The 23,842-nt window shown below is 42.5% G+C and carries 20 protein-coding genes and 1 pseudogene; 19 read left to right on the top strand and 2 right to left on the bottom strand.

The features are described 5' to 3' along the window. Window positions 1-3 precede the first annotated feature (3 nt). Window positions 4-903 (top strand): carboxylate/amino acid/amine transporter, encoded by a 900-nt coding sequence (locus BM329_RS05910; protein ID WP_143101213.1) that lies wholly within the window; start codon window positions 4-6, stop codon window positions 901-903. Here the strand turns inward: BM329_RS05910 and metR are convergent. Next, the gene (gene metR, locus BM329_RS05905) at window positions 788-1,744 is read right to left on the bottom strand and encodes an HTH-type transcriptional regulator MetR (RefSeq protein WP_092550233.1); all 957 of its coding nucleotides are present in this window, start codon (window positions 1,742-1,744) and stop codon (window positions 788-790) included. The genes BM329_RS05910 and metR overlap by 116 nt on opposite strands. Window positions 1,745-1,852: 108 nt before the next feature. Here metR and metE point away from each other — a divergent pair, with 108 nt between their 5' ends. The 17 genes and pseudogenes from metE (at window position 1,853) to BM329_RS14400 (ending at window position 22,013) form a co-directional block, all read left to right on the top strand. Beyond that, window positions 1,853-4,138: a 5-methyltetrahydropteroyltriglutamate--homocysteine S-methyltransferase gene (gene metE / locus BM329_RS05900; RefSeq protein ID WP_092550230.1), complete on the top strand. Its 2,286-nt coding sequence runs from the start codon at window positions 1,853-1,855 to the stop codon at window positions 4,136-4,138. A 283-nt stretch (window positions 4,139-4,421) separates the two neighbouring features. Further along, a complete protein-coding gene (prfC, locus tag BM329_RS05890) occupies window positions 4,422-6,011 on the top strand; it encodes a peptide chain release factor 3 (protein WP_092550227.1) in 1,590 nt (529 codons plus the stop codon). Between the two features lie 193 nt (window positions 6,012-6,204). Then, a complete protein-coding gene (locus BM329_RS05885; RefSeq protein WP_092550224.1) occupies window positions 6,205-6,606 on the top strand; it encodes a BON domain-containing protein in 402 nt (133 codons plus the stop codon). A 404-nt stretch (window positions 6,607-7,010) separates the two neighbouring features. Continuing rightward, window positions 7,011-8,135, top strand: coding sequence for a patatin-like phospholipase family protein (locus BM329_RS05880; protein ID WP_092550221.1), 1,125 nt, complete (start codon window positions 7,011-7,013; stop codon window positions 8,133-8,135). Further along, window positions 8,136-8,906 (top strand): TatD family hydrolase, encoded by a 771-nt coding sequence (locus tag BM329_RS05875; RefSeq protein WP_092550218.1) that lies wholly within the window; start codon window positions 8,136-8,138, stop codon window positions 8,904-8,906. Window positions 8,907-9,256: 350 nt separating this feature from the next. Further along, a complete protein-coding gene (locus BM329_RS05870; RefSeq protein ID WP_177216200.1) occupies window positions 9,257-10,522 on the top strand; it encodes a NupC/NupG family nucleoside CNT transporter in 1,266 nt (421 codons plus the stop codon). Window positions 10,523-10,850: 328 nt separating this feature from the next. After that, window positions 10,851-11,630 carry a deoxyribose-phosphate aldolase gene (gene deoC, locus BM329_RS05865; RefSeq protein ID WP_092550212.1) on the top strand — a complete coding sequence of 260 codons (780 nt, stop codon included), beginning with the start codon at window positions 10,851-10,853 and terminating at the stop codon, window positions 11,628-11,630. 94 nt (window positions 11,631-11,724) lie between these two features. Continuing rightward, a pseudogene (locus BM329_RS05860) lies at window positions 11,725-11,897 on the top strand (thymidine phosphorylase); the annotation flags it as partial. Between the two features lie 84 nt (window positions 11,898-11,981). Further along, the gene (deoB, locus tag BM329_RS05855) at window positions 11,982-13,205 is read left to right on the top strand and encodes a phosphopentomutase (RefSeq protein ID WP_092550209.1); all 1,224 of its coding nucleotides are present in this window, start codon (window positions 11,982-11,984) and stop codon (window positions 13,203-13,205) included. A 75-nt stretch (window positions 13,206-13,280) separates the two neighbouring features. Continuing rightward, window positions 13,281-13,997 (top strand): purine-nucleoside phosphorylase, encoded by a 717-nt coding sequence (gene deoD, locus BM329_RS05850; RefSeq protein WP_092550206.1) that lies wholly within the window; start codon window positions 13,281-13,283, stop codon window positions 13,995-13,997. A gap of 727 nt (window positions 13,998-14,724) precedes the next feature. Then, on the top strand, window positions 14,725-15,267 hold the full coding sequence (locus BM329_RS05845) for a fimbrial protein (protein ID WP_092550203.1): 543 nt from the start codon (window positions 14,725-14,727) through the stop codon (window positions 15,265-15,267). A 572-nt stretch (window positions 15,268-15,839) separates the two neighbouring features. Continuing rightward, the gene (locus tag BM329_RS05840) at window positions 15,840-18,542 is read left to right on the top strand and encodes an outer membrane usher protein (RefSeq protein WP_092550200.1); all 2,703 of its coding nucleotides are present in this window, start codon (window positions 15,840-15,842) and stop codon (window positions 18,540-18,542) included. 130 nt (window positions 18,543-18,672) lie between these two features. Next, window positions 18,673-19,431: a fimbria/pilus periplasmic chaperone gene (locus BM329_RS05835; protein WP_092550197.1), complete on the top strand. Its 759-nt coding sequence runs from the start codon at window positions 18,673-18,675 to the stop codon at window positions 19,429-19,431. A gap of 257 nt (window positions 19,432-19,688) precedes the next feature. Continuing rightward, window positions 19,689-20,240, top strand: coding sequence for a fimbrial protein (locus tag BM329_RS05830; RefSeq protein WP_092550194.1), 552 nt, complete (start codon window positions 19,689-19,691; stop codon window positions 20,238-20,240). 65 nt (window positions 20,241-20,305) lie between these two features. Beyond that, window positions 20,306-21,139 (top strand): MrpH family fimbial adhesin, encoded by an 834-nt coding sequence (locus tag BM329_RS05825; protein ID WP_092550190.1) that lies wholly within the window; start codon window positions 20,306-20,308, stop codon window positions 21,137-21,139. Between the two features lie 17 nt (window positions 21,140-21,156). Continuing rightward, window positions 21,157-21,432, top strand: a complete 276-nt coding sequence (locus BM329_RS05820) for a helix-turn-helix domain-containing protein (RefSeq protein ID WP_092550187.1) — start codon at window positions 21,157-21,159, stop codon at window positions 21,430-21,432. Between the two features lie 395 nt (window positions 21,433-21,827). Beyond that, on the top strand, window positions 21,828-22,013 hold the full coding sequence (locus BM329_RS14400) for a hypothetical protein (RefSeq protein WP_143101212.1): 186 nt from the start codon (window positions 21,828-21,830) through the stop codon (window positions 22,011-22,013). 76 nt (window positions 22,014-22,089) lie between these two features. Here the strand turns inward: BM329_RS14400 and suhB are convergent, their stop codons facing one another. Further along, window positions 22,090-22,893 carry an inositol-1-monophosphatase gene (suhB, locus tag BM329_RS05810; protein WP_092550184.1) on the bottom strand — a complete coding sequence of 268 codons (804 nt, stop codon included), beginning with the start codon at window positions 22,891-22,893 and terminating at the stop codon, window positions 22,090-22,092. Between the two features lie 125 nt (window positions 22,894-23,018). On the opposite strand from suhB, the gene trmJ reads away from it, so the two are divergent. Further along, the gene (trmJ, locus tag BM329_RS05805) at window positions 23,019-23,765 is read left to right on the top strand and encodes a tRNA (cytosine(32)/uridine(32)-2'-O)-methyltransferase TrmJ (protein WP_092550181.1); all 747 of its coding nucleotides are present in this window, start codon (window positions 23,019-23,021) and stop codon (window positions 23,763-23,765) included. Window positions 23,766-23,842 lie beyond the last annotated feature (77 nt).

The following is a 23,842-nucleotide window of genomic DNA, read 5'->3' as shown; positions in this document are numbered from 1 at the left end:
ATCATGTGGCTGTTAACGATCACAACATTTTTATGGGCCGCTTCATTTAGCCTGATCGGCGTTTATCTTTCTGGTCAGGTTGATAGCTGGTTTTCTGTGCTTGTCAGGGTAGTTCTGGCTGCAATGGTATTCTTGCCATTTTTGCGTTGGCGTGGGTTATCGTTGAAAGTCATTGCGTTATATATGGCAATCGGCGCTTGTCAGCTTGGCGTGATGTATTTGTTTGTATTTCATGCCTATCACTATTTAACTGTGGCAGAATTTTTGCTGTTTACCATCATGACACCGCTCTATGTCACTCTGATTTATGATTTGATGGGGCGTAATCGGCTGCGTTGGGGCTATGCTCTGAGTTCTTTTCTGGCTGTGGCGGGAGCCGCAATTATTCGATATGACCGACCAAGCGAATCTTTCTGGATTGGTTTGATATTGGTGCAATTGGCAAATATTTTCTTTGCCATTGGTCAGGTTGGTTATAAGCGTTTGATGGAAGTCCATCCGATCCCGCAGCGAATCGCTTTCTCATGGTTCTATTTGGGAGCGTGTGTTGTCGCTATCATTGGTTGGTTGTTGTTTGGCGATCCACAAAAACTACCGACAACACAGTTACAATGGGGCGTTCTGATTTGGTTAGGCGTTGGTGCATCTGGTATTGGCTACTTTATGTGGAACTATGGTGCGACCCAAGTAGATGCCGGAACACTGGCTATTATGAATAATATGCTGGTTCCGGCAGGGTTGTTGGTTAATTTCGCAATTTGGCAGCAGCACCCTGATTGGCAGAGCTTTAGCATTGGAGGCAGCCTGATTGTTGCCTCACTTTGGGTGCATCATCGCTGGATACTGAAACCCGTTTCACCAATGGCAGATTGCCCACCGCGTGCTGGCGCGCGGAACGAATAAATGTATCAATGGCAGGTTGGCGTTGTTCTCCTTCCCGGTTGGCAGCGTACAATCTGCTCCATAATCCTTCTCCCAGTGTCTGGGTTACAACTAACCCTTGCCTTTCGAATGTTTCTACTGTCCAGTGTGGCAGTGCAGCAATACCCAGACGAGCTGCCACCATTTGGACCAACAATAAGGTATTATCGACACTTTTCAATGTCGGTGTCACCCCTGCGGGTTGGAGAAAACGTCGCCAGATGTCAAACCGTTGCCGTTGGACGGGATAGATCAGCAGAGTTTCAGAAGCAAGATCCTGCGGGTGAATATCGCGTTTATTCGCCAATGGATGATCCGGTGCAACCACTAGTTTCACTTCATAGTCAAACAGTGGAGTATAGTGCAGATTGCTGTCGGCAATAATGTCTGATGTCAGGACAATATCCAGCTCCCGTTGCTGTAGTGCTGGCTGAGGATCAAATGTTACACCGGATTTAAAATCTACATTAACCTGCGGCCAACTTTCACGAAAATGCTTAAGTGCAGGCGTTAGCCATTGAATACAGCTATGACATTCAATAGCGATGCGTAGATTAGTCTTTTCTGGCTCATAGCATTCACGCAGGGAAGCAGTGACCAAAGGCAATACTTGTTCCGCAAGCCTTAATAACACTTCACCCTGAGGTGTTAGCTGAAGAGGTTGGCTTTTACGAATGAACAGCTTGAATCCCAAACGGTGTTCTAACTCGCTGAATTGGTGAGAAAGAGCGGATTGAGTTTGATGCAGGTAATTCGCAGTAGCGGCCAATGACCCACAATGATTCAATGCCTGTAACGTTTTTAAATGTTTTATTTCGATCATGAAAAACCTTCAAGTTAATGATGAATAATTTGCGCTTGTGGTTTATACACTACCTGTTGATTATAGAAGTGTAAACATCTAGACGGCTAAAATTTCACGGGTGACAACATGACGGTTTTGAATCATACATTAGGTTTTCCACGTATCGGCTTGAAAAGAGAGCTAAAAAAGGCGCAAGAGAATTATTGGGCAGGCAAAATTTCTCAACAAGAATTGCTGGAGACGGGTTGTGAATTACGTGCACGTCATTGGCAACAACAAAAAGAAGCGGGCGTTGATTTAGTCCCTGTTGGAGATTTTGCGTGGTATGACCAAGTATTGACCACAAGCCTATTATTGGGCAATGTTCCACCACGTCATCGAAATGAAAATGAAGATGGTACCATTAATCTGGATACTCTATTCCGCATAGCTCGTGGCAGGGCACCAACAGGTACACCAGCTGCCGCTTCAGAAATGACCAAATGGTTTAACACGAATTATCACTATATCGTGCCTGAATTTCAGGAAGGACAGGAATTTAAACTCGGCTGGACTCAACTGCTGGATGAAGTCGATGAAGCATTGGCCTTGGGGCATAAAATAAAACCTGTTCTTTTGGGACCTGTAACCTATTTATGGCTGGGTAAAGTGAAAGGCAAAGTTTTCGATCGCCTCTCCTTATTAACGGAAATTCTTCCTGTGTACCAACAAGTGTTGGCTGAATTGGCAAAACGCGGCGTTGAATGGGTACAAATTGATGAGCCTGCGCTGGTATTAGAATTACCCGAAGAGTGGCTCGCTGCTTTCCCAACAGCTTATCAGGCGCTTGAGGGGCAAGTGAAATTACTGCTGACGACCTATTTCGATAGCATCGGTCATAATATTGAAACGATCAAATCACTGCCAGTACAAGGTCTGCATGTTGATTTGGTGGCAGGAAAAGATTCCCCTGAAAATCTGGATAAGTTCTTGCCAGAAAATTGGTTGCTTTCATTGGGCGTGATTAACGGTCGTAATGTCTGGCGCGCAGATTTGAGTGAAAAATATCAGCTTGTCGCACCATTGGTAGGTAAGAGAAATGTGTGGATTGGTACTTCTTGCTCATTACTGCATAGTCCGATTGATTTAAATGATGAAACAGGGCTGGATGAAGAAGTAAAAAGTTGGTTTGCTTTTGCATTACAGAAATGTGAGGAACTATCTTTACTGTCACAGGCACTGAATGAGGCAGAAGGTGGTAAACAGGCTGAACTGGATGCCTATAGCGCTCCCATTCGTGCCCGGAGAAATTCCACCAGAGTAAACAATCTGGCTGTTGCTGAGCGCCTTGCTGCAATCAAGCCGCAAGACAGTGAACGTAATCAGACATATTCAGAACGTGCTAAACTTCAGCGTCAACGTTATAACTTACCATTGTGGCCGACGACCACTATTGGCTCATTCCCACAAACAACGGAAATTCGCAGTCTGCGCCTCGATTTCAAAAAAGGCCGAGTGGATGGTCAGTATTACCGGACCAATATCAGTGAACATATCCAACAGGCGATTCAAGAGCAGGAAAGTCTGGGGCTGGATGTGCTGGTACATGGTGAAGCTGAGCGTAATGACATGGTGGAATATTTCGGTGAGCATTTTGATGGCTATGTCTTCACTCAAAATGGTTGGGTACAAAGCTACGGTTCCCGTTGTGTGAAACCACCTGTAATCATTGGCGATATCAGCCGCCCAGAAGCGATTACGGTAGATTGGGCAACGTATGCACAATCCTTGACAGATAAGCCAGTGAAAGGAATGTTAACGGGACCAGTAACGATTCTCTGTTGGTCATTCCCAAGGGAAGATGTCAGCCGTGAAACCATTGCTAAACAGATTGCATTAGCCTTGCGTGATGAAGTTAATGATTTGCAGAAAGCAGGTATTGGTATCATTCAGATTGATGAACCTGCATTGCGAGAAGGGTTACCACTACGCAGAGAAGAGTGGCAGGCTTATCTGGAGTGGGCAGTGGATGCTTTCAAACTGAGTGCCGCAATCGCGCAGGATGATACACAAATTCACACCCATATGTGTTATTGCGAGTTCAATGACGTCATGCCTTCCATAGCAGCGCTGGATGCAGATGTCATTACCATTGAAACCTCCCGCTCGGATATGGAGTTATTGGATTCATTTGAGAACTTCTCATATCCGAATGAAATTGGGCCTGGTGTGTATGACATTCACTCACCAAACGTACCAAGTGTTGAATGGATTGAGGCGCTACTGCGTAAAGCGGCTGACCGTATCCCGGTTGAGCGTTTGTGGGTAAACCCAGATTGTGGACTGAAAACCCGGGGTTGGATAGAAACCAGACAATCATTGGCGAATATGGTAGAAGCTGCAAAACGCCTGCGTTCTACACTGAATAACTAACTTAAAAACGATACATTAAGCTGCCCGCCACAGATTATGAAATGTGGCGGGCGTAAGGATCATTGACCCAATAGTTTATTTTTCAGCAGATTCACGCCTGCGGATTTTAAGTCTAAATTTTCTGGAACTACACCGTTTGGCGTGACCTTATCGATTAAATTAGGCAAGTGTTCTGAGAGCAAAGAAGAGAGCAGGTTGTATTTTGCAAAGAGGCGCTATCAGTGTAAAATTTTCGCAAATTTATTTTCTGTACATAACCTTGTGCATAATTGGAAAAATCAACATGCAACAACTCATTTTCGCTAGTGAATTAGCTAAGCGAAGAACATTTGCAATTATTTCTCACCCAGATGCGGGTAAAACCACTATTACCGAAAAAGTATTACTGTTCGGACAGGCAATCCAGAAAGCGGGTACGGTAAAAGGCCGTGGTTCTAACCAACACGCTAAATCAGACTGGATGGAGATGGAAAAACAGCGCGGTATTTCGATTACTACTTCCGTGATGCAATTCCCTTATGCAGATTGTCTGGTTAACTTACTGGATACCCCGGGACACGAAGACTTCTCCGAAGATACTTATCGTACTTTAACCGCTGTTGACTGTTGTTTGATGGTGATTGATGCCGCGAAAGGGGTTGAGGATCGTACCCGTAAGCTGATGGAAGTTACCCGTCTGCGTGACACGCCAATTCTGACATTCATGAACAAGCTCGATCGTGATATCCGAGATCCGATGGAACTGATGGATGAAGTGGAAAATGAGCTGAAGATCGCCTGTAGCCCGATTACATGGCCTGTTGGCTGCGGTAAATCTTTCAAGGGTGTTTATCATCTTTACCTTGATGAAACTTATCTGTATCAATCTGGTCAAGGTCATACAATTCAGGAAGTCCACACTATCAAGGGCCTGGATAATTCTGAACTGGATGCGGCGATAGGTGAAGAGCTGGCGAATCAATTGCGTGAAGAGTTGGAACTGGTCAAGGGAGCATCCCATGAATTTGATCAGGATGCTTTTTTACAAGGTGAACTGACACCAGTATTTTTTGGTACAGCGTTGGGTAACTTTGGTGTTGATCATATGTTGGATGGCCTTGTTAAATGGGCTCCGACTCCAATGCCTCGCCAGACTGACGCACGTAAAGTCACCGCAAGTGAAGAAAAATTCACTGGGTTTGTTTTCAAAATTCAGGCCAATATGGATCCGAAACACCGTGACCGTGTGGCATTTTTGCGTGTTGTTTCCGGTAAATATGAAAAAGGCATGAAGCTGCGCCAAGTGCGCATCAAGAAAGATGTCGTTATTTCTGATGCCCTGACTTTTATGGCAGGAGATCGCGCTCATGTTGAGGATGCCTATCCGGGAGACATTATCGGTCTGCACAATCATGGCACGATCCAGATTGGAGATACCTTTACCCAAGGCGAAGAGCTGAAATTTACCGGTATTCCTAACTTTGCCCCAGAACTGTTCCGCCGTATTCGTTTGCGTGATCCATTGAAACAGAAGCAATTGCTGAAAGGTCTGGTTCAATTATCCGAAGAGGGAGCGGTGCAGGTCTTCCGTCCGTTGATGAATAACGATCTGATTGTCGGGGCAGTCGGTGTACTTCAGTTTGATGTTGTTGTTGCTCGTTTGAAGAGTGAATACAACGTTGAAGCACTGTATGAGCCTGTTAATGTTTCTACCGCCCGCTGGGTAGAATGCAGCGATGTAAAGAAACTGGAAGAGTTCAAGCGTAAGAATGAGCAGAACTTGGCTCTTGATGGTGGTGATAACTTAACTTACATTGCACCTACGATGGTTAATTTAAACCTGACCAGTGAACGCTATCCTGACGTTGATTTCCGTAAGACACGGGAACATTAATATTTTTCCGGGTCAACTTTCCTGTTGACCCTTAATTTTCAATATATATTCTCTGTATTATTCTTCAATTTAAGAATAACTCTCTGTTTTAAGGAAAATATTCGTTATTTTTTGTAAAGCTGATTTTATCACTACTGTCTAATTGACATACTGTTCTAGTACAGTTCTAGTTTATATTAAAAAAGGTGGTAGGATGAAAAATATCAAATTTGCACATTCGCTACTGGCTGTTGTTCTAGGCTCGGTACTCGTTATTGGTAATACTCTGGCAACCGAATCCTCTTCAGGAAAAACGGAGGAAAGTAAGGGGCAGAAAATCGATAAATCCATAGACAATACAGGGAAAAAAATAGATCACACTTTTCAGAATGCAGATGCTTACTTGGACGATAGTGCTGTCACAGCAAAAGTGAAAGGAAAGCTACTGGAGCACAAAGGAATAAATAGCAATGAAATTTCCGTGAAAACCGAAAAAGGCATTGTCTATCTTTCTGGTTTTGTCAAAAACAAACATCAAGCAGCGAAAATTGCTGAAATTGCTCATGGCGTGAAAGGTGTCAAATCTGTTAAGAGTACTATAGAAATTAAGAAATAACTGGCATTCTAAAAAGGGTGGCTAATAATAAGCCACTCTTTTTTTTTATTTTTATTTTCATTTATTCAGGCGGAATATTGCCCAATGAGGCTATAAATCCCTGGGCTGACTTTGGCTGACTTCAGACATGACATTCCCTCCTTAATAAATATTAGTATTCAGGCAAGTCTCGACAGGTTCAGAAATTGCTACATGAACAAAGAGTGCATACGAACTAAGATAGTGGATCGGGAACTTGTTATTGCTCACTACAAGGCAGAAACGGCAAGTATGAGCAGAAGATTCCGGATATAAAGTGTTTAACACAAGTTAACAAATGCATCACTTATCTAACAATATACTCATGATATTCAGCAAATGTATTATGCTTTGATATTGTTACTGGCTTTTAAAGGAGGAGAATAGTGGGGAAACATATTCCAATAACGCTGGGTAATATAGAACCTTTGGCTTATAACTCGCAGATCAAACCTGGGAAAATTGCTCTCGTTTGTGAAGGTGGTGGCCAGAGAGGTATTTTTACCGCAGGTGTTTTGGATGAATTTCTTCGCCTTGGTTTTAATCCGTTTGAATTGTTTCTCGGAACGTCGGCAGGTGCCCAAAATCTTTCTGCTTATATTTGTGGTCAACGGGGCTATGCACGTAAAATCATCAATCGTTATACAACCGATCCCGCTTTTTTTAATCCCCTGCGTTTTGTTCGTGGTGGACATCTGATCGATTTGGATTGGTATATGGATACCATATCCAAACAATTACCGCTTAATATCCCTGTTGGAATACGCCAATTTGATGCAGGACGTGAATTTTACATGTGTGCTTGTCGTGCTGATAATTTTGACCCTGATTATTTGCATCCTGATGACAAAAATTGGATGGACATCTTGAAGGCTTCCAGCGCTATTCCGGGATTTTATCGTAATGGCGTTACCCTTGATGATGTTGTTTATCAAGATGGAGGTATTTGCGATGCGATACCCGTTCAAGAAGCCTATCTCCGTGGTGCGGATACAATTGTTGTAATTCGGACAGTTCCTTCACAGCTTTACTATACACCCCAGTGGTTCAAGCGCATGGAGCGTTGGTTGGAAGACAGCAGTCTGCAAAAAATGGTTAAGATGGTTAATCTCCATGCCAACAGTTACCGTCGGACGCAAAAATTTATCGAAAATCCACCGGATGATGTGCAGATCTTCGAAATCTATCCGCCAGCCCCATTAGCGACAATGGCATTGGGAAGCCGAATTAGTGTATTGAATCAGGATTATCATTTGGGAAGACGCTGCGGGCGATATTTTTTGGCAACTATTGGGCATACTTTTGTGGACGGAAAATTTGGGCATATTGAACGTAAAAGCTATGGTGTATGTCGCCGCGGATTGAATCCAGATAGTGTTAATCATAACTGCTTTCGGCGGAACTATTTCCTGAATCACGTCAATCCTCTGATAGTGGGGGCACCTGTCTCTGATGTGATAGACAACACACAGGCAACAGAGCAGGTCATGATGGATAATTTGGATAATTAGATGTTTATTGATACACACTGCCACTTTGATTTTTCGCCTTTTGCTGGCGATGAAATAAAAAGTCTGGAACAAGCCAGAAAAGCAGGCGTAGAAAAAATTATTGTGCCCACGGTGAGCCAAATAAATTTCCAGCGGGTTGCTGCATTGGCGGAGGCTTATCCTTCAATTTATACTGCGTTCGGTTTACATCCGCTTTATATCCGTCAACATCAAAATGCACATTTGGATGAGTTGAACCGGCAATTACAGAAAAAAAGCGCTAAATGTGTGGCGGTAGGCGAGATAGGTCTGGACCTTTATATGCCTGAACCGCAGTTTGAGATGCAGAAAAGTCTATTGGAAGCACAGTTGAAGCTGGCCAAACAGTATGATTTACCCGCGATACTTCATTCCAGAAAAAGTCATGATCAATTGGCCGCAATTTTACGAAAACATAAATTGCCACGTACTGGTGTGATTCATGGTTTTGCAGGAAGCTTGTCACAAGCTAAGACTTTTATTGGCCTGGGATTTTATATTGGCGTAGGGGGAACCATTACTTACGACAGAGCACAAAAGACACGTAATACTATTTCACAGTTACCTTTGTCATCATTAGTGTTGGAAACTGATGCACCTGATATGCCTCTGGCAGGATCCCAAGGCCAACCCAATCGACCTGAAAGAGTTGCACAAGTTTTTTCAGGACTGTGTGAATTGCGTACAGAATCACCGGATGAGATTGCCAATCAAATTTATCATAACAGTAGAGTACTATTTTTACTGGGCTGATTCTAATGGGTAAAACTCATTGAGTTTTTTAGCTGTGGATTTATATAATCGGTTTTCATTAAACATTAATAATGTTTAACTTATATTCTCTGCTTATTTATTCTTTTTTTTACCTTTTTTCCCGCTAAATTATCTAATCCCACCGAAACCAGGTGGCTTTATGTGATGCACATCTCATTTTTTGTTTTTATATTACTTTTTGCTGTATTAAATTGTGATGTTAGTTGCTTGTTCCTTTTTAGTACTAGGTATAATCAGCACACACACAATGTCAGTAGGAAATTACAAAAAAACTGACATATTTTTTATTATTCATTCAGTGAACAGGGATTCTTCCAATGCAACTCCTTATGAGCCTGGTCGGGATGGCGGTGCTGATTTTTATCGCAGTACTCTTCTCCAGTAACTATCGAGCTATTAAAATCCGTACTGTCCTGGGCGCCTTCCTGATTCAGATTGCTATTGGGGCATTTGTACTTTATGTGCCCGCTGGTAAAGACATTCTGGGAGGAATGTCAGAAGGCGTTTCCAATGTGATTGGATATGGCCAGAAAGGAACAGACTTTATTTTTGGCGGATTGGTTTCCGACAAAATGTTTGAACTGTTTGGTGGCGGTGGTTTTGTTTTTGCCCTGCGTGTTCTGCCGGTAATTGTTTTCTTCTCCTCACTTATTGCCGTGCTTTATTACATGGGCGTTATGCAGCTTATCATCAAAATCTTGGGTGGTGGCTTGCAGAAAATACTGGGAACATCCCGGACTGAATCTTTGTCTGCGACCGCGAATATTTTCGTAGGTCAAACCGAAGCCCCTCTGGTTGTTCGTCCTTATATTTCTACCATGACCCAATCTGAACTGTTCGCTGTTATGTGCGGTGGCTTGGCCTCTGTAGCGGGTTCTGTATTGGCGGGCTATGCCTCTATGGGTGTTCCATTGGAATACCTGATTGCAGCTTCATTTATGGCAGCACCGGGTGGTCTGCTGTTTGCGAAACTGATGGTGCCTGAAACCGAAGAAACACATGACACTACTGATGCGATGTCACTGGTTGCAGCAGAAGAGCGTCCGGCAAATATCATCGATGCGGCCGCATCAGGTGCAGCATCTGGTATGCAATTGGCTCTGAACGTCGGTGCAATGTTGTTGGCATTCACCGCATTGATCGCTTTGTTAAACGGTATCCTGGGCGGTATCGGCGGTTGGTTCGATTATCCTCAATTATCCATGGAACTGGTACTGGGCTGGGCTTTTGCACCAATTGCTTATCTGATCGGTGTTCCGTGGCATGAAGCGACTATTGCAGGCTCTTTCATCGGCCAGAAACTGGTAGTCAATGAATTCGTCGCATTCATGAACTTTGGTGAATACCTGAAACCTGACAATGTTGTTCAGGCCGCAGGCCTGCAAGTACTTTCCGAACATACCAAAGCCATTATCTCCTTTGCTCTGTGTGGCTTCGCTAACTTGTCTTCTGTGGCTATTCTTCTGGGCGGCTTGGGCGGTATGGCACCAAACCGTCGCGGCGATATTGCTCGTTTCGGCTTGAAAGCTGTATTGGCAGGCTCACTCTCTAACTTGATGAGTGCAACTATTGCCGGGTTCTTCCTCTCTTTGTAAAACGTAGGAAGCGTAACACCCAGTAAGCGTGTATCAAATTGAATGCAGGTGAGAAATCTCACCTGCATTTGTTTTTCCCAACGCCATTAAGAAAGCCAGTATAGTGCAGAAAGATTGCACAAAAATAGTGCGGAGAGAAGGAATTCGGTTGTTGCATCGTGTATTATCGTAGCCGCATCTTCAAGGAACTAATTCCGCTCGCTAACAAACGAACATGTTGATTGTTAAGGTCGGTGACTGTTAAAGATAACCACGTTTGTTCAAAATAATCGTACAAAAGAAGATGTGAACTGATTCAGTTACGATAATAATACCGTTGGAGAGTTTTATGACCGATTTAACCGCCGCCGCCCAGCGCGCACTGAGTCTGATGGATTTAACTACGCTTAATGATGATGATACAGATGAGAAAGTGACAGCACTTTGTCGTCAGGCAAACAGCCCCGCCGGACAAACGGCCGCCGTCTGTATCTACCCGCGTTTTATTCCTGTAGCTCGCAAGGTATTGCGTGAACAGGGAACCCCCGATATCCGCATTGCCACTGTTACCAACTTTCCACACGGTAATGATGATATTGACATTGCACTGGCTGAAACTCGTGCTGCCATCGCTTATGGTGCTGATGAAGTGGATGTTGTTTTTCCTTATCGTGCATTGATGGCTGGTCATGAACAGATTGGTTTCGATTTGGTAAAAGCCTGCAAAACTGCCTGTGCTGGATCAGGTGTCTGGCTAAAAGTGATTATTGAAACAGGCGAATTAAAAGAAGCAGAACTGATTCGCAAAGCCTCTGAAATCTCGATCAAAGCAGGTGCGGATTTCATCAAAACTTCAACGGGTAAAGTTGCCGTTAATGCAACACTTGAGAGTGCTGAAATCATGTTGACTGTAATCCGCGATATGGGCGTAGGTGACAACGTTGGTTTTAAACCCGCAGGTGGTGTACGCACAGCCGAAGAAGCGGCACAGTATCTTGCTCTGGCTGGGCACATTATGGGAGACAAGTGGGCTGACTCTCGCCATTTCCGTTTTGGTGCTTCCAGTTTATTGGGAAGTTTGCTGAACACACTTGGACACCAGAGCCAGAAGCAGAGTAATGGTTATTGAGATCAATAATAATTCATTAAATGCACGCTAAAATAGTATGCATTACTGCCATTCTTTTCAAATAATAATGATTGGGAGGTAGCTTTGTTTTTGGCAAATGGATACCCGTGCGTTAGGCATGTCTGTTGTTGCATTGGGAGGAGGACGCGTCGTAAGGCGACTGATCCTATTAATTACAGTGTGGGGCTGAGTGATATTGTTACGCTGGATATGCAGGTGAATGCAGACACCCCTCAGGCACTGATTCATGCTAATAGTGATATCAGTGGATAAACCAAATAAGAATCGAAAATAGATTTTAATAGCCGACAGTTTCCGCATTGATAGCGTGAATTGACGCAGGAGAAAATTATGAAACGTACATTCATCATGGTATTGGATTCCTTTGGTATCGGTGCAAGCGCAGATGCTACAAAGTTTGGTGATGAGGGGTCTAACACTTTAGGACACATTGCAGAGCAATGTGCCCGTGGTGAGGCTGATATCGGCCGTAAAGGGCCATTGCACCTGCCAAATCTGAGCCGTTTGGGATTGGGTAAGGCGATGGAAGAGTCTTGTGGAACTTTTCCAATTGGTTTAGATAAAGATGCCGACATTATTGGTGCCTATGGTTATGCGAGTGAACTTTCTTCTGGTAAAGACACGCCATCAGGTCACTGGGAAATTGCGGGTGTCCCTGTCTTATTCGACTGGGGCTATTTTCAGGACGAAGAGAACAGTTTCCCGCAGGAATTACTGGATAGACTGGTTGAGCGTGCCAACCTTCCGGGATATCTGGGTAACTGTCACTCTTCCGGTACCGTGATTCTGGATAATCTGGGTGAAGAACACATGAAAACCGGTAAACCGATTTTCTATACCTCTGCGGATTCTGTTTTCCAGATTGCCTGCCATGAAGAGTCATTCGGTTTGGATCGCCTGTATGAACTGTGTGAAATCGCTCGTGAAGAGCTGAATATTGGTGAATACAACATTGGCCGTGTCATAGCCCGTCCATTTGTCGGGGATAAAGCGGGTAACTTCCAGCGTACTGGTAATCGTCATGATTTAGCTGTTGAACCCCCTGCCCCAACCATCCTGAAAAAATTGGTTGATGAGAAACAAGGTGAAGTGGTTTCCATTGGTAAGATTGCAGACATTTATGCAAACGTGGGTATCACTAAAAAGGTTAAGGCAACGGGCATTGATGCTCTGTTTGATGCTTCACTGATTGAAATAGAGCAGGCAGGAGATAACACCATCGTATTTACCAACTTTGTTGATTTCGACTCTTCTTACGGCCACCGCCGTGATGTAGCGGGTTATGCGGCAGCACTGGAATTATTTGACCGTCGCCTGCCGGAAATGCTGAAACTGGTTAAAGAGGATGACATTCTGATCTTTACCGCTGACCATGGTTGTGACCCGACTTGGAAAGGAACTGATCATACTCGGGAACATATTCCGGTTCTGGTTTACGGACCTAAAGTTAAACCCGGTTCATTAGGGCATCGCGAAACATTTGCTGACATTGGTCAGACAGTTGCAAAATATTTTAATCTATCGCCAATGGATTATGGCAAAGCGATGTTTTAATTTTTTGGGAAGCCAATTGGCTTCCCTTGATTTTTATCCATTTACATACGTGTAATAAAAACAAGGAATAAACTTATGGCCACCCCACATATTAATGCTGAGATGGGCGATTTTGCTGATGTTGTTTTGATGCCGGGCGATCCACTGCGTGCAAAATATATTGCGGAAACTTTCTTGGAAGATGCCCGTCAGGTTAACAATGTTCGCGGTATGCTGGGTTTCACCGGTACTTACAAAGGTCGCCGTATCTCTGTTATGGGACATGGTATGGGCATCCCATCCTGTTCTATTTACGCCAAAGAACTGATCACTGAATTTGGTGTTGAGAAAATCATTCGTATTGGCTCCTGTGGTGCTGTCAGTGAAGATGTTAAAATCCGTGATATTGTGATTGGCATGGGCGCATGTACCGATTCCAAAGTAAACCGTCAGCGTTTTAAAGATCACGATTTCGCTGCAATTGCGGACTTTGAACTGGTTCGTAATGCGGTTGATGCAGCTAAAGCTAAAAATATTGATGCCCGCGTTGGTAATATCTTCTCTGTAGATCTGTTCTATACACCAGACCCACAAATGTTCGACGTAATGGAAAAATACGGCATTCTGGGCGTTGAAATGGAAGCTGCGGGTATTTACGGTGTGGCAGCTGAATTTGGTGCAAAAGCACTGACTATTTGTACTGTTTCTGACCATATCCGTACTGGCGAACAAATGACGGCTGAAGAGCGCCAACTGACGTTTAATGACATGATCGAGATTGCGCTTGAATCCATTTTGGCGGGTGATAATTAAAAAAACGTAAATAGTTTTAGTATTTCATTAAAAAATGATAAGCCCTTTCCAATATTGGAAAGGGTTTTTTATTTTTTAATCATATATTAATTATAGGTGTTTTCTTCAAAATAGAGTTCACATATCTATTTAATCAAATGTTTTATTTATTCATTTCTTGATTAAAAAATGAATGTAAATAATATACTTAACAAAACCAAAATGATTTTTTAGGATTGATATTTTGTATAAATAATTATCTTGGTAATTATATTTTCTTGTTAAATATCTTTGTTTTATTTCTATTTAATCAATTAATTCAACATTAAAATATAAATATTGTTATTATTTCCATGAAATACCATAAAGCCTACCTTCAGGATGACAAAATAGAGCAATAAAGCAACGACAATTAAAATTCTGAACTACTAAACATCATTCGATATAATTTAGTTGAATAATCTAAAAATAAAAAAATACTAGTAAAATATGCTACTCATTAAACGTGATTTTTGTAAAAAATTATATTTAATATGACGTTAAAGCACATAGCTAGTTTTATTGTCTGAAATTTGACTTAAAATATGTTCTGTTGAATTATATTGACGGTTTGGTTCATTTTGACAACTTATGAATCGTGTCAAAAAACTAAATAATCATTCGCCTAAGTGTCAGAAATTAATTTCTGTGCTTCGGCTTATTTTTGGCTATTAGTATCTATTTTACAATTAAAGGCATAAGTTAAATTATGAAACTTAACAAATTGGCGATGGTTTTAGGTTTTGGTGTGGCTTTAACTGCTGGTGCGGCAAATGCAGTTAATCAAGGTAATGGCACAGTGAAATTCACTGGTTCTATCATTGATGCACCTTGCTCAATCAAAAATAACAATGTTGAAGTTAATCTGGGACAAATTTCTAGCCATATCCTTAAAGATGGCGGTCGTTCAGAATCTCATTTCTTCAAAATTGAATTAGAAAACTGTACAGATCAAACTAAAAATGGTCTGGTAACGACTTTCACTGGGCAGAACAATTATGGTGTAACGTCTCAAGGCCTGTTGGGTATTGAAGGAACTGCAAAAGGTGCTGTAATTGCTATCACTAATGCAGCCGGCAAACTCATCCCCTTGGGGGCTAGATCTGAAGTGATGTCTTTGTCTGAAGGTAACAACGATCTGCATTTCGCAGCTTACCTGCAAGGTATTAGCGCATCTGATAGCGAAGGCAAAAACTTAGTTGTTCCAGGTAACTTCACCGCTATTGCTAACTTCTCTTTAAACTACCTGTAATATAGCAAATTAGTTGGTAATTTTTAGGTTGTATACCCAATGGATTTCAAGATGCAGCGCGACGGCAAGGGAATGACAAATTCGTCGGGAACGAATTTGCCCAGCCAAAGGCTGGCCTCCGGTGAAAGGCAGGAGCCTTTCATTAATCCCCTGGAGCATAGCTAACTATGTGACTGGGGTGAGTGAGCGCAGCCAACAAAGCTGCAACTTGAAAGACGACGGGTATATATCAGGAAGCTCGTTTTCGCCTTGGTATTGGGTTTCCTGATAATATATCTGGGGTATTTCTGAGATTAATTCACTACTCAGAGTGTAATCACACAATATTATTGACAATTGAGTTAGCAAAGTGTGCCACTAATAGGAGCGGTCTCTATAGAGTGAATTGAAATACTTTTTTGTTTATTTAATCTACCCACGGTGTTCTCTATTGGCTGCATCCAGGAAATAAAAATTTTCCATTCTGAGATAACTTTTAATGGCATACCGATGGTGACATGTTTCCTCTACTTCCCGCGGTATGGTAAAACCAGCGAAGCACAGACAGAGAACGTAACATAGATAGAGGATAAATTAAAACTGGATTATTAACGATTCATTGTTCAGAGGATGCTATGGCTTTGTTTTCATATTCTATGAATTATGGTTTTTCATTCATTAATAGAAAAGCAAACAGTGAGAGAAAAAATCTATTTAATAAAAATAAAGTGACTAATAAAAAAAAGATAATTAATAAAATAAAAAAAAGGCATTTAACATTCGGAGTTAAACCTCTTTCTGCTTTTTTACTGTTTGTGCTATCTGGTATTCAAGTAGCTTATTCTAAGCCATCGATTGAATTTAATACAGGCGCGCTGGATATTAATGAACGCTCCAGTATTGATTTGGAGAAATTTGCACGTGCGGGTTATATCATGCCGGGTAATTATATTATGGCTGTACGGATGAATAAGAATGAATTTCCTGATACGTATTCTATTGATTTCATTGCGCCAGAAGATGATCCACAAGCTAGTGAAGCCTGTATACCCCCTGAATTAGTTAAGCAAATAACTTTGAAACGGGAATGGATAGAAAAGTTGGGATGGCAGAATGATGGAAAATGCCTTGATATCAATACATTGCCAGGTATATCAGCCAGAGGTGAACTGGCTACTTATACACTGTATTTAGTTGTTCCTAAAATCTATCTGGAATATGACTTACCGGACTGGGACCCACCTTCGCGCTGGGATGAAGGAATTTGTGGTTTGTTGTTTGACTACAACTTAAACGCACAAACATCCAAACCAGCTCAGGGTAGAAACAACCAGCAGATCAGTGCTAACGGAATCGCGGGTATCAACGCTGGGGCGTGGCGCTTTCGGGCTGATTGGCAGGCCAGATATAACCGCTTCAAATCCAAAGATAATAAATTAGGGCATTCTGGTGGAAGAGAACGTGATTGGGATTGGAGTCGTTACTACGTATATCGTGCAATTCCACGTTTGGAAGCGAAATTAACATTGGGAGAGGATTACCTCAACTCTAATATTTTCGATAGCTTCCGCTATACCGGCGTCAGTCTAGTGACTGATGAAAATATGTTACCACCGAATTTGCGTGGCTATGCTCCTGAAGTTACTGGTGTTGCCAGAACCAATGCTAGGGTGACTATCAGCCAGCAGGGAAGGGTTATCTATGAAACTCAGGTTGCTTCCGGTCCATTCCGTATTCAGGATCTCAGAGATGCAGTATCAGGAACACTGGATGTCAGGGTCGAAGAGCAAGACGGTGGTGTACAGCAATTTCAGGTCAACACAGCGACCATTCCTTATCTGACACGTCCTGGACGAGTGCAATATAAATTTATTGGTGGGCAATCTATCAATGATAAACATCGCCGGGAAGGACCTGCATTTGGTCTGGGGGAATTCTCCTGGGGCATTAACAACGGCTGGTCACTGTATGGGGGCCTTTTGGCGGCGGGAGATTATAACGCCTTGTCATTGGGGCTCGGCCGTGACTTGATGATGTTTGGTGCACTGTCATTTGACATGACGGAATCAAGGGCAAAACTATCAGGGGAGAATAAAACCTTCACAGGTGGATCTTATCGTCTCAGTTATTCGAAACGTTTTGATGAATACAACAGTCAAGTGACATTTGCCGGATATCGCTTTTCTGAACGTGATTTCATGAACATGGGGCAGTATATCGATCGCCGCTATCGCAATATTTCCTCTGATAGCGGAAAAGAACTATATACCATTATTTTCAATAAACAATTCCCTGATATCGGTCTTAACGCCCATTTTAACTATAGCCATCAAACCTACTGGAACCGACCAACGAACGATCGCTATAACATCTCTCTATCCAAATATCTGGATATTGGGCGGTATAAAAACATCAACGTCAACTTATCAGCCTACCGCAACAATTTTGATAATAAAAAAGATGACGGCATGTACCTGAGCCTTTCCATTCCATGGGGAGAAAGCGCCACTCTCAGTTATAACGGGATGGTTAATCGTCAGGGCAACGCGCATACAGTGGGGTATTTTGATCGCATTGATGATCGCAATAACTATCGCATTTCAGCGGGTACAACTATTGGCGGCAGGGCATCAGCCGATGGCTATTACACCCATTATGGCGATAAAACATTACTGACAGCTAGTGCCAGTTATCAGGATGGTGGCAATACTGCCGCTGCACTTGGTCTACAAGGTGGAATAACTGTAACAGCAAAAGGTGCTGCCCTACATCGCACCAATATGCCCGGTGCGACTCGTCTGATGGTAGATACGGAAGGTGTCAGCAATGTTCCTATCCGGGGATTCGGTTCAGCGGTACATACCAATCACTTTGGAAAAGCAGTGCTGACAGATGTGAACCACTATTATCGCAATAAGGCACATATTGACTTAGATAACCTGCCGGATGATGTGGAAGCACTGCGGTCTGTGCAGCAAGCAACACTGACAGAAGGCGCGATTGGTTATCGCAAATTTCAGGTGATGTCAGGCATTAAAGCAATGACGGTTATTCGTCTGCCTGATGGTTCATTCCCTCCTTTCGGGGCATCTGTTATGAATGCAGCCCAACGGGAAATCGGGATTCTAAGTGATGATGGATTTGCTTACCTGAGTGGAATGAATCAGGGTGAAAAACTGACAATACATTGGGATGGAAGTGCCCAGTGTGAGATAACGGTGCCAGATGAAATTTCAGCAGAATCTTTATCTTCACTTTTATTACCTTGTCAGTTTTTAATGGGTGATGGTAAGTAAAATGTAATGGTTTGATCAAAAAAATCGTTATTAAATAAAGCATTATAATTTTTTGAAATAAAAAAGTACAGTTATTAGCTGGTTCAGTAATATAAATATGAGCCTCTTTTTAGTATGAGCAAATGACACTATGAAACTGAAAAAAATTCTAATGATAACAGCCGTAACGGTAACGGGCTTGATATCAATTAATCAGGCAATGGCAGCGCTGGCGTTGGATCGTACTCGCGTGATTTTTAATGGGGAGATGAAATCAGTCAGTCTGAACATTGAAAACCAGCATCTTGATTTGCCTTATTTGGCACAGGCATGGATTGAAGATGAACAGGGAAATAAGATCAATGGCCCGCTTGTGGTTGTTCCACCAGTACAGCGTGTTGAAGCTGGAGAAAAGAGTCAAGTCAAAATTCAGACACTGCCAGCGATAGCTCAATTACCACAAGACAAAGAAAGTCTATTTTATTTTAACGTTCGTGAAATTCCGCCACGCAGTGAGAAACCGAATGTGCTGCAAATTGCTTTACAAACACGGATTAAGTTGTTCTACCGCCCAGAAACCGTGATTGCACGTCGTATTGATATTGATAATCCATGGCAGGAAAAACTCACTTTAACCCGTGAAGGAAATCAATATGTGGTGAATAACCCAACACCTTATTACGTCACTATTTCAGAAGCATCGAACAAAGTGAATGGAAATAGTGTCGAGGGATTCCAGCCTTTAATGTTGGCACCCAGAAGCAATGAAAAGCTTGGCGGAACAATTAAGGCATTAGGTAATTCACCAGTCCTGACTTATGTCAATGATTATGGTGGACGTCCACAGTTAACATTCAATTGTAGTGGCAATAATTGCGTGGTGAAAAAAATTGTGACTGATGAAATCTGATTGGGTTGTCTTGGTGATGTCTTATCAATTGAAAAGTTGATAGGGCATTAAACCAGAACTCACCGGGTCGTATATACCCAATGGATTTCAAGATGCAGCGCGACGGCAAGGGAATGAACCCTCAAGAGCATAGCTAACTATGTGACTCTAACTATGTGACTGGGGTGAGTGAGCGCAGCCAACAAAGCTGCAACTTGAAAGACGACGGGTATAAGCCTTCTTTTGGGTAAGTGATTGGATAAAGTTGGGTAAATGAAATGAACTCGTTAAGTATCAAACTATCCAGATATGTATTGTCGGTACTGTTTCTCTTAGGCATTGCTAGCCAGCATAGCGCATATGCAAACGATAACCTGCGCCAAAATGTCAGGATTACGCTCACTGTACTCGCTCCTACATGTTCTATTAAGACAGAAGATCAAAATATGGAAGTAGATTTTGGAAATATTCTTAACAGCGATCTTTATCTGAAACACCGTACAGAAAGCCGACAATTTGATTTGCGTTTAGAGGATTGTGATCCCCGCATTACAAATAGACTCAAAATTAAATTTTTAGGTGAGACAAGTAAAGAATTACCGGGTTTATTAGCATTTAGTTTGGCTGGCTTAGCGATTGGAATGGAAAAAACTGATGGTACGCCAATGCCGTTTAATAAAACCAGTGAATTCCAGTTATTAGCCAATAGTAAAAATAATGTAATTCCACTCCGGGCATTTGTACAAGCTGAACCTAATGCTATTCAAAGTAAAAAGATTGGTATTGGTGAATTTACTGCAATTGCAACTTTTGAAGTTAATTACGACTAGTCATGCTGACTGGTTTTTCATCTACGATATTTAGCCAGAATTTGATGCCATTTGGAAAATAAGTTATGTGCCATATTAAAAAATCGTTGTTGAAACTAGTAGCCTTGTTGTTTTTATTAAGTACCACACAGGTTTATGGTGGGGCTTATGTTATGCCGATTAGTATTGAGGAAGAAAGGGGTCGAACTTACGCGACTATGGAAATAATTGCTTGGACAGAGGAAGAAGGTATTCCTAATCCTTGTTATGGGTGGAACCAATGTTATGTCGGACCCGATGTACAGTATCAGGATAATAACCCTGGTATGCAGGGGGCTTGTAAGGATACCGATTCATGTTTGAAAAATGCACATCTATATCAGACAACTGCTGATGTAATGAGAGCTTATAAAAAGAAGTTTGCTTTACCTTTCAAAACAAGGTTTCCGATTATGCCCCTGGATTCTAAATGTATAGGGCTGTTTTATGCTCACACGACATCTTCCCGCTTTGGTGATGCCAGGCAGTATCCTGGTTCAACTTGCGGCAAATTACCACCACCGAGACAGTCCTGTTCCATTGATGTCCCTGCTGAAATTTCGTACGGGGAGCTAACAGCTTCAGAAGTAAATAATGCTACCCGTCAGGCCACTGGATATGTCAGATGTAATCTTGCGGGAGAAATAACAGTATTAGGCATGTCAAAAGACCGACAAGAAAAAATATATTTGGACTCCGGACAGAAACTTTATTCCACATTGAAGGTTGAGGATAAAGAAGGATTAAAAGGAGCGCGTATTTTTGTAGAAAAAGGTTTTGCTCCCAAGAGTTTTACGCTGACATCACAGTTACATGCGCTTTCACAACCCAGAGCAGGTAAGTATGAAGGAACTGCAATCATTTTATTAAGTTATAATTAAACTGAGAGTAAAATATTATGCACGTCAGTATGCGGGTAGGAAAAAGAATCCAAATGAAAAGAAAAGAAATTGGAGTAACAGCAGCAGAGTTGGCAGACAAAATTGAAGTGAGTCATCAGCAATTGTCACGTTATGAACGCGGAACCAATAAAATTAGTCTGGAACATCTGGTCTCTATTGCTATTGCTTTGAATACCCCTGTCGACTGGTTTTTAGAGGATTGCTTTACCCCCCCTAAAGTTCAAATGAATAATCAATATTCCTGTGTAGCGGAAACAATATTAGGTTTATAGTATCTAAGATATATTGTATCTAATATAAATTGCACCAGACATATATTGATATCGAACAGAAAAAAAGATCAATATATCAGCAATCCAAGCCATTTCTGAAAAGGAATGGCTTTTTCATTAAATATCCATTAAGCAGTGGACAGATAAACAGCGGCATCGCCTCAAGCAAATGGCATGAATAAATATTTTTGCGCAAGTGGCTGAATCCGTGCGTGGTGGCACCCATTATCTGCTGACCTTGCCGCTGTATTAATTTTTATACTGCATATGGTTGGCCAGTTAATAATATCGCCAATTTTACTATACCCAATGGATTTCAAGATGCAGCGCGACGGCAAGGGAATGAACCCCCAAGGGAATGAACCCCCAAGAGCATAGCTAACTATGTGACTGGGGTGAGTGAGCGCAGCCAACAAAGCTGCAACTTGAAAGACGACGGGTATATCTGGACTTCAGAATATGCTCCACAGGCACCAGCCAAAAATATAGCCGTTGTAAACTTAGTTGATAATATTATTGGGCATAGTGGCAGTAGTAATCCCGACGGTGGCGGTCTGTATATTCCTGTTTGCCGCAAATAAAAATCTCATAAAAATTTCAGGGCACTTTAATCGCTGCCCTGAAACCGACATTACGCAAATTATATTTATTTTATCATTAACGTTTCAGTGCTTCCGTTAATTCTTCACGCATGTGAGACAAAATGTCTTTAACAATACGCGGACTGCCTGCAACGATATTGCCGGAGTTGATATGGTTATGACCACCGACGAAATCAGTGACGATACAGCCGGATTCACGTACCAGCAATTCTCCGCCCATGAAATCCCAAGGTTTCAGACCGATCTCGAAGAAACCATCTACACGTCCGGCAGCAACATATGCCATATCCAGTGCCGCAGAACCTGTACGACGGAAGTCTGCACAGCGGTCAAATAATTTACCCAGCACATTCATGTAAGGGATAGTGTGCTGTTTTGCTTTAAACGGGAAACCAGTAGCAAGAACAGTACCTTCCAGATCGCGGCTTTTAGAACCACGCAGGCGATAACCGTTCAACTGAGCACCTTGACCACGTGTTGAGCTGAACAGTTCATTACGCATTGGATCGTAAACTACAGCCACTTCAGTGCGGCCTTTAATGCGCACGGCAATGGAAACAGCAAAATGTGGGAGACGTTTAATAAAGTTGGTGGTGCCATCCAGTGGATCGATAACCCATTGGAAATCGTCTTCTTCACCTAAATGCTCACCGCTTTCTTCGGTGATAATAGTGTGTTTAGGGTAAGACTTGCGAATAATGTCGATGATTAGCGCTTCTGCTTCACGGTCAACATTGGTGACGAAATCGTTACTGCCTTTTTGACTTGCCTCTACGGCATCAGGGGTTTCGTAGCTCTTGGCAATATAGTTGCCGGCTTTACGCGCTGCGCGTATAGCAATGGTTAGCATAGGATGCATGGGGTATCTTCCACCAGAATTTTAAAGAACGGGAAACAAATCGGCGCGAAGTATAGCAGTAGTTCGGCAAAATGACTAATGCTGTGTTAAGATATTCGACTATTATACCGAATCTAAAAGCCGTCATGTTAGAGAATATCCGCATTATTCTGGTAGAAACTTCCCACACGGGTAACATGGGATCAGCCGCCAGGGCCATGAAAACAATGGGATTATCCAATCTGTATCTGGTGAATCCGCTTATTCAACCTGATTCTCACTCCATCGCGCTTTCAGCCGGAGCAAGTGATGTCATTGGTAATGCAACGATTGTGAATACGTTGGACGAAGCATTGGCAGGATGTGAATTGGTTATCGGAACCAGTGCCCGTTCACGCACCCTTTCCTGGCCAATCGTCGAACCACGTGAATGTGGTGAACGCTGTGTCAAAGTGGCCAGCCGCTCTCCAGTTGCGATTGTATTTGGCCGGGAACGTGTTGGCCTGACGAATGAAGAACTGCAAAAGTGTCATTATCACCTTTATATTCCAACCAATCCGGAATATGGTTCTCTGAATCTGGCAATGGCTGTACAATTAGTCAGCTATGAAATTCGCATGGCATACCTTGCATTTCAGGATCAGGAACAGCCAGACCCAGACAAAGCCGCTTTTTCAGAGCATGAAACTGAATATCCACCTATCGAGGATATGGAGCGTTTTTACCAGCATCTTGAGCAGGTATTGAGCGAATCCGGTTTCATTCGCAAAGCGCACCCCGGTCAGATAATGAACAAGCTGAGACGGCTTTATACCCGGGCACGGCCAGAAACTCAGGAGTTGAATATCCTGCGTGGTATACTAACTTCCATGCAGAAATGGGATAAAAAATAATTTAAATACAGCGGGTTAGTGTCGCGAGAAACAACCGAGAAACACGGGTGAAGAAGATGAAGATCAATCAAATAATA

Source organism: Xenorhabdus koppenhoeferi (assembly GCF_900116635.1).
In the GTDB taxonomy this organism is placed as follows: domain Bacteria; phylum Pseudomonadota; class Gammaproteobacteria; order Enterobacterales; family Enterobacteriaceae; genus Xenorhabdus; species Xenorhabdus koppenhoeferi.
The sequence above is the reverse complement of the archived record's forward strand: the minus strand, read 5'-3'. Positions and strand labels throughout refer to the sequence as shown.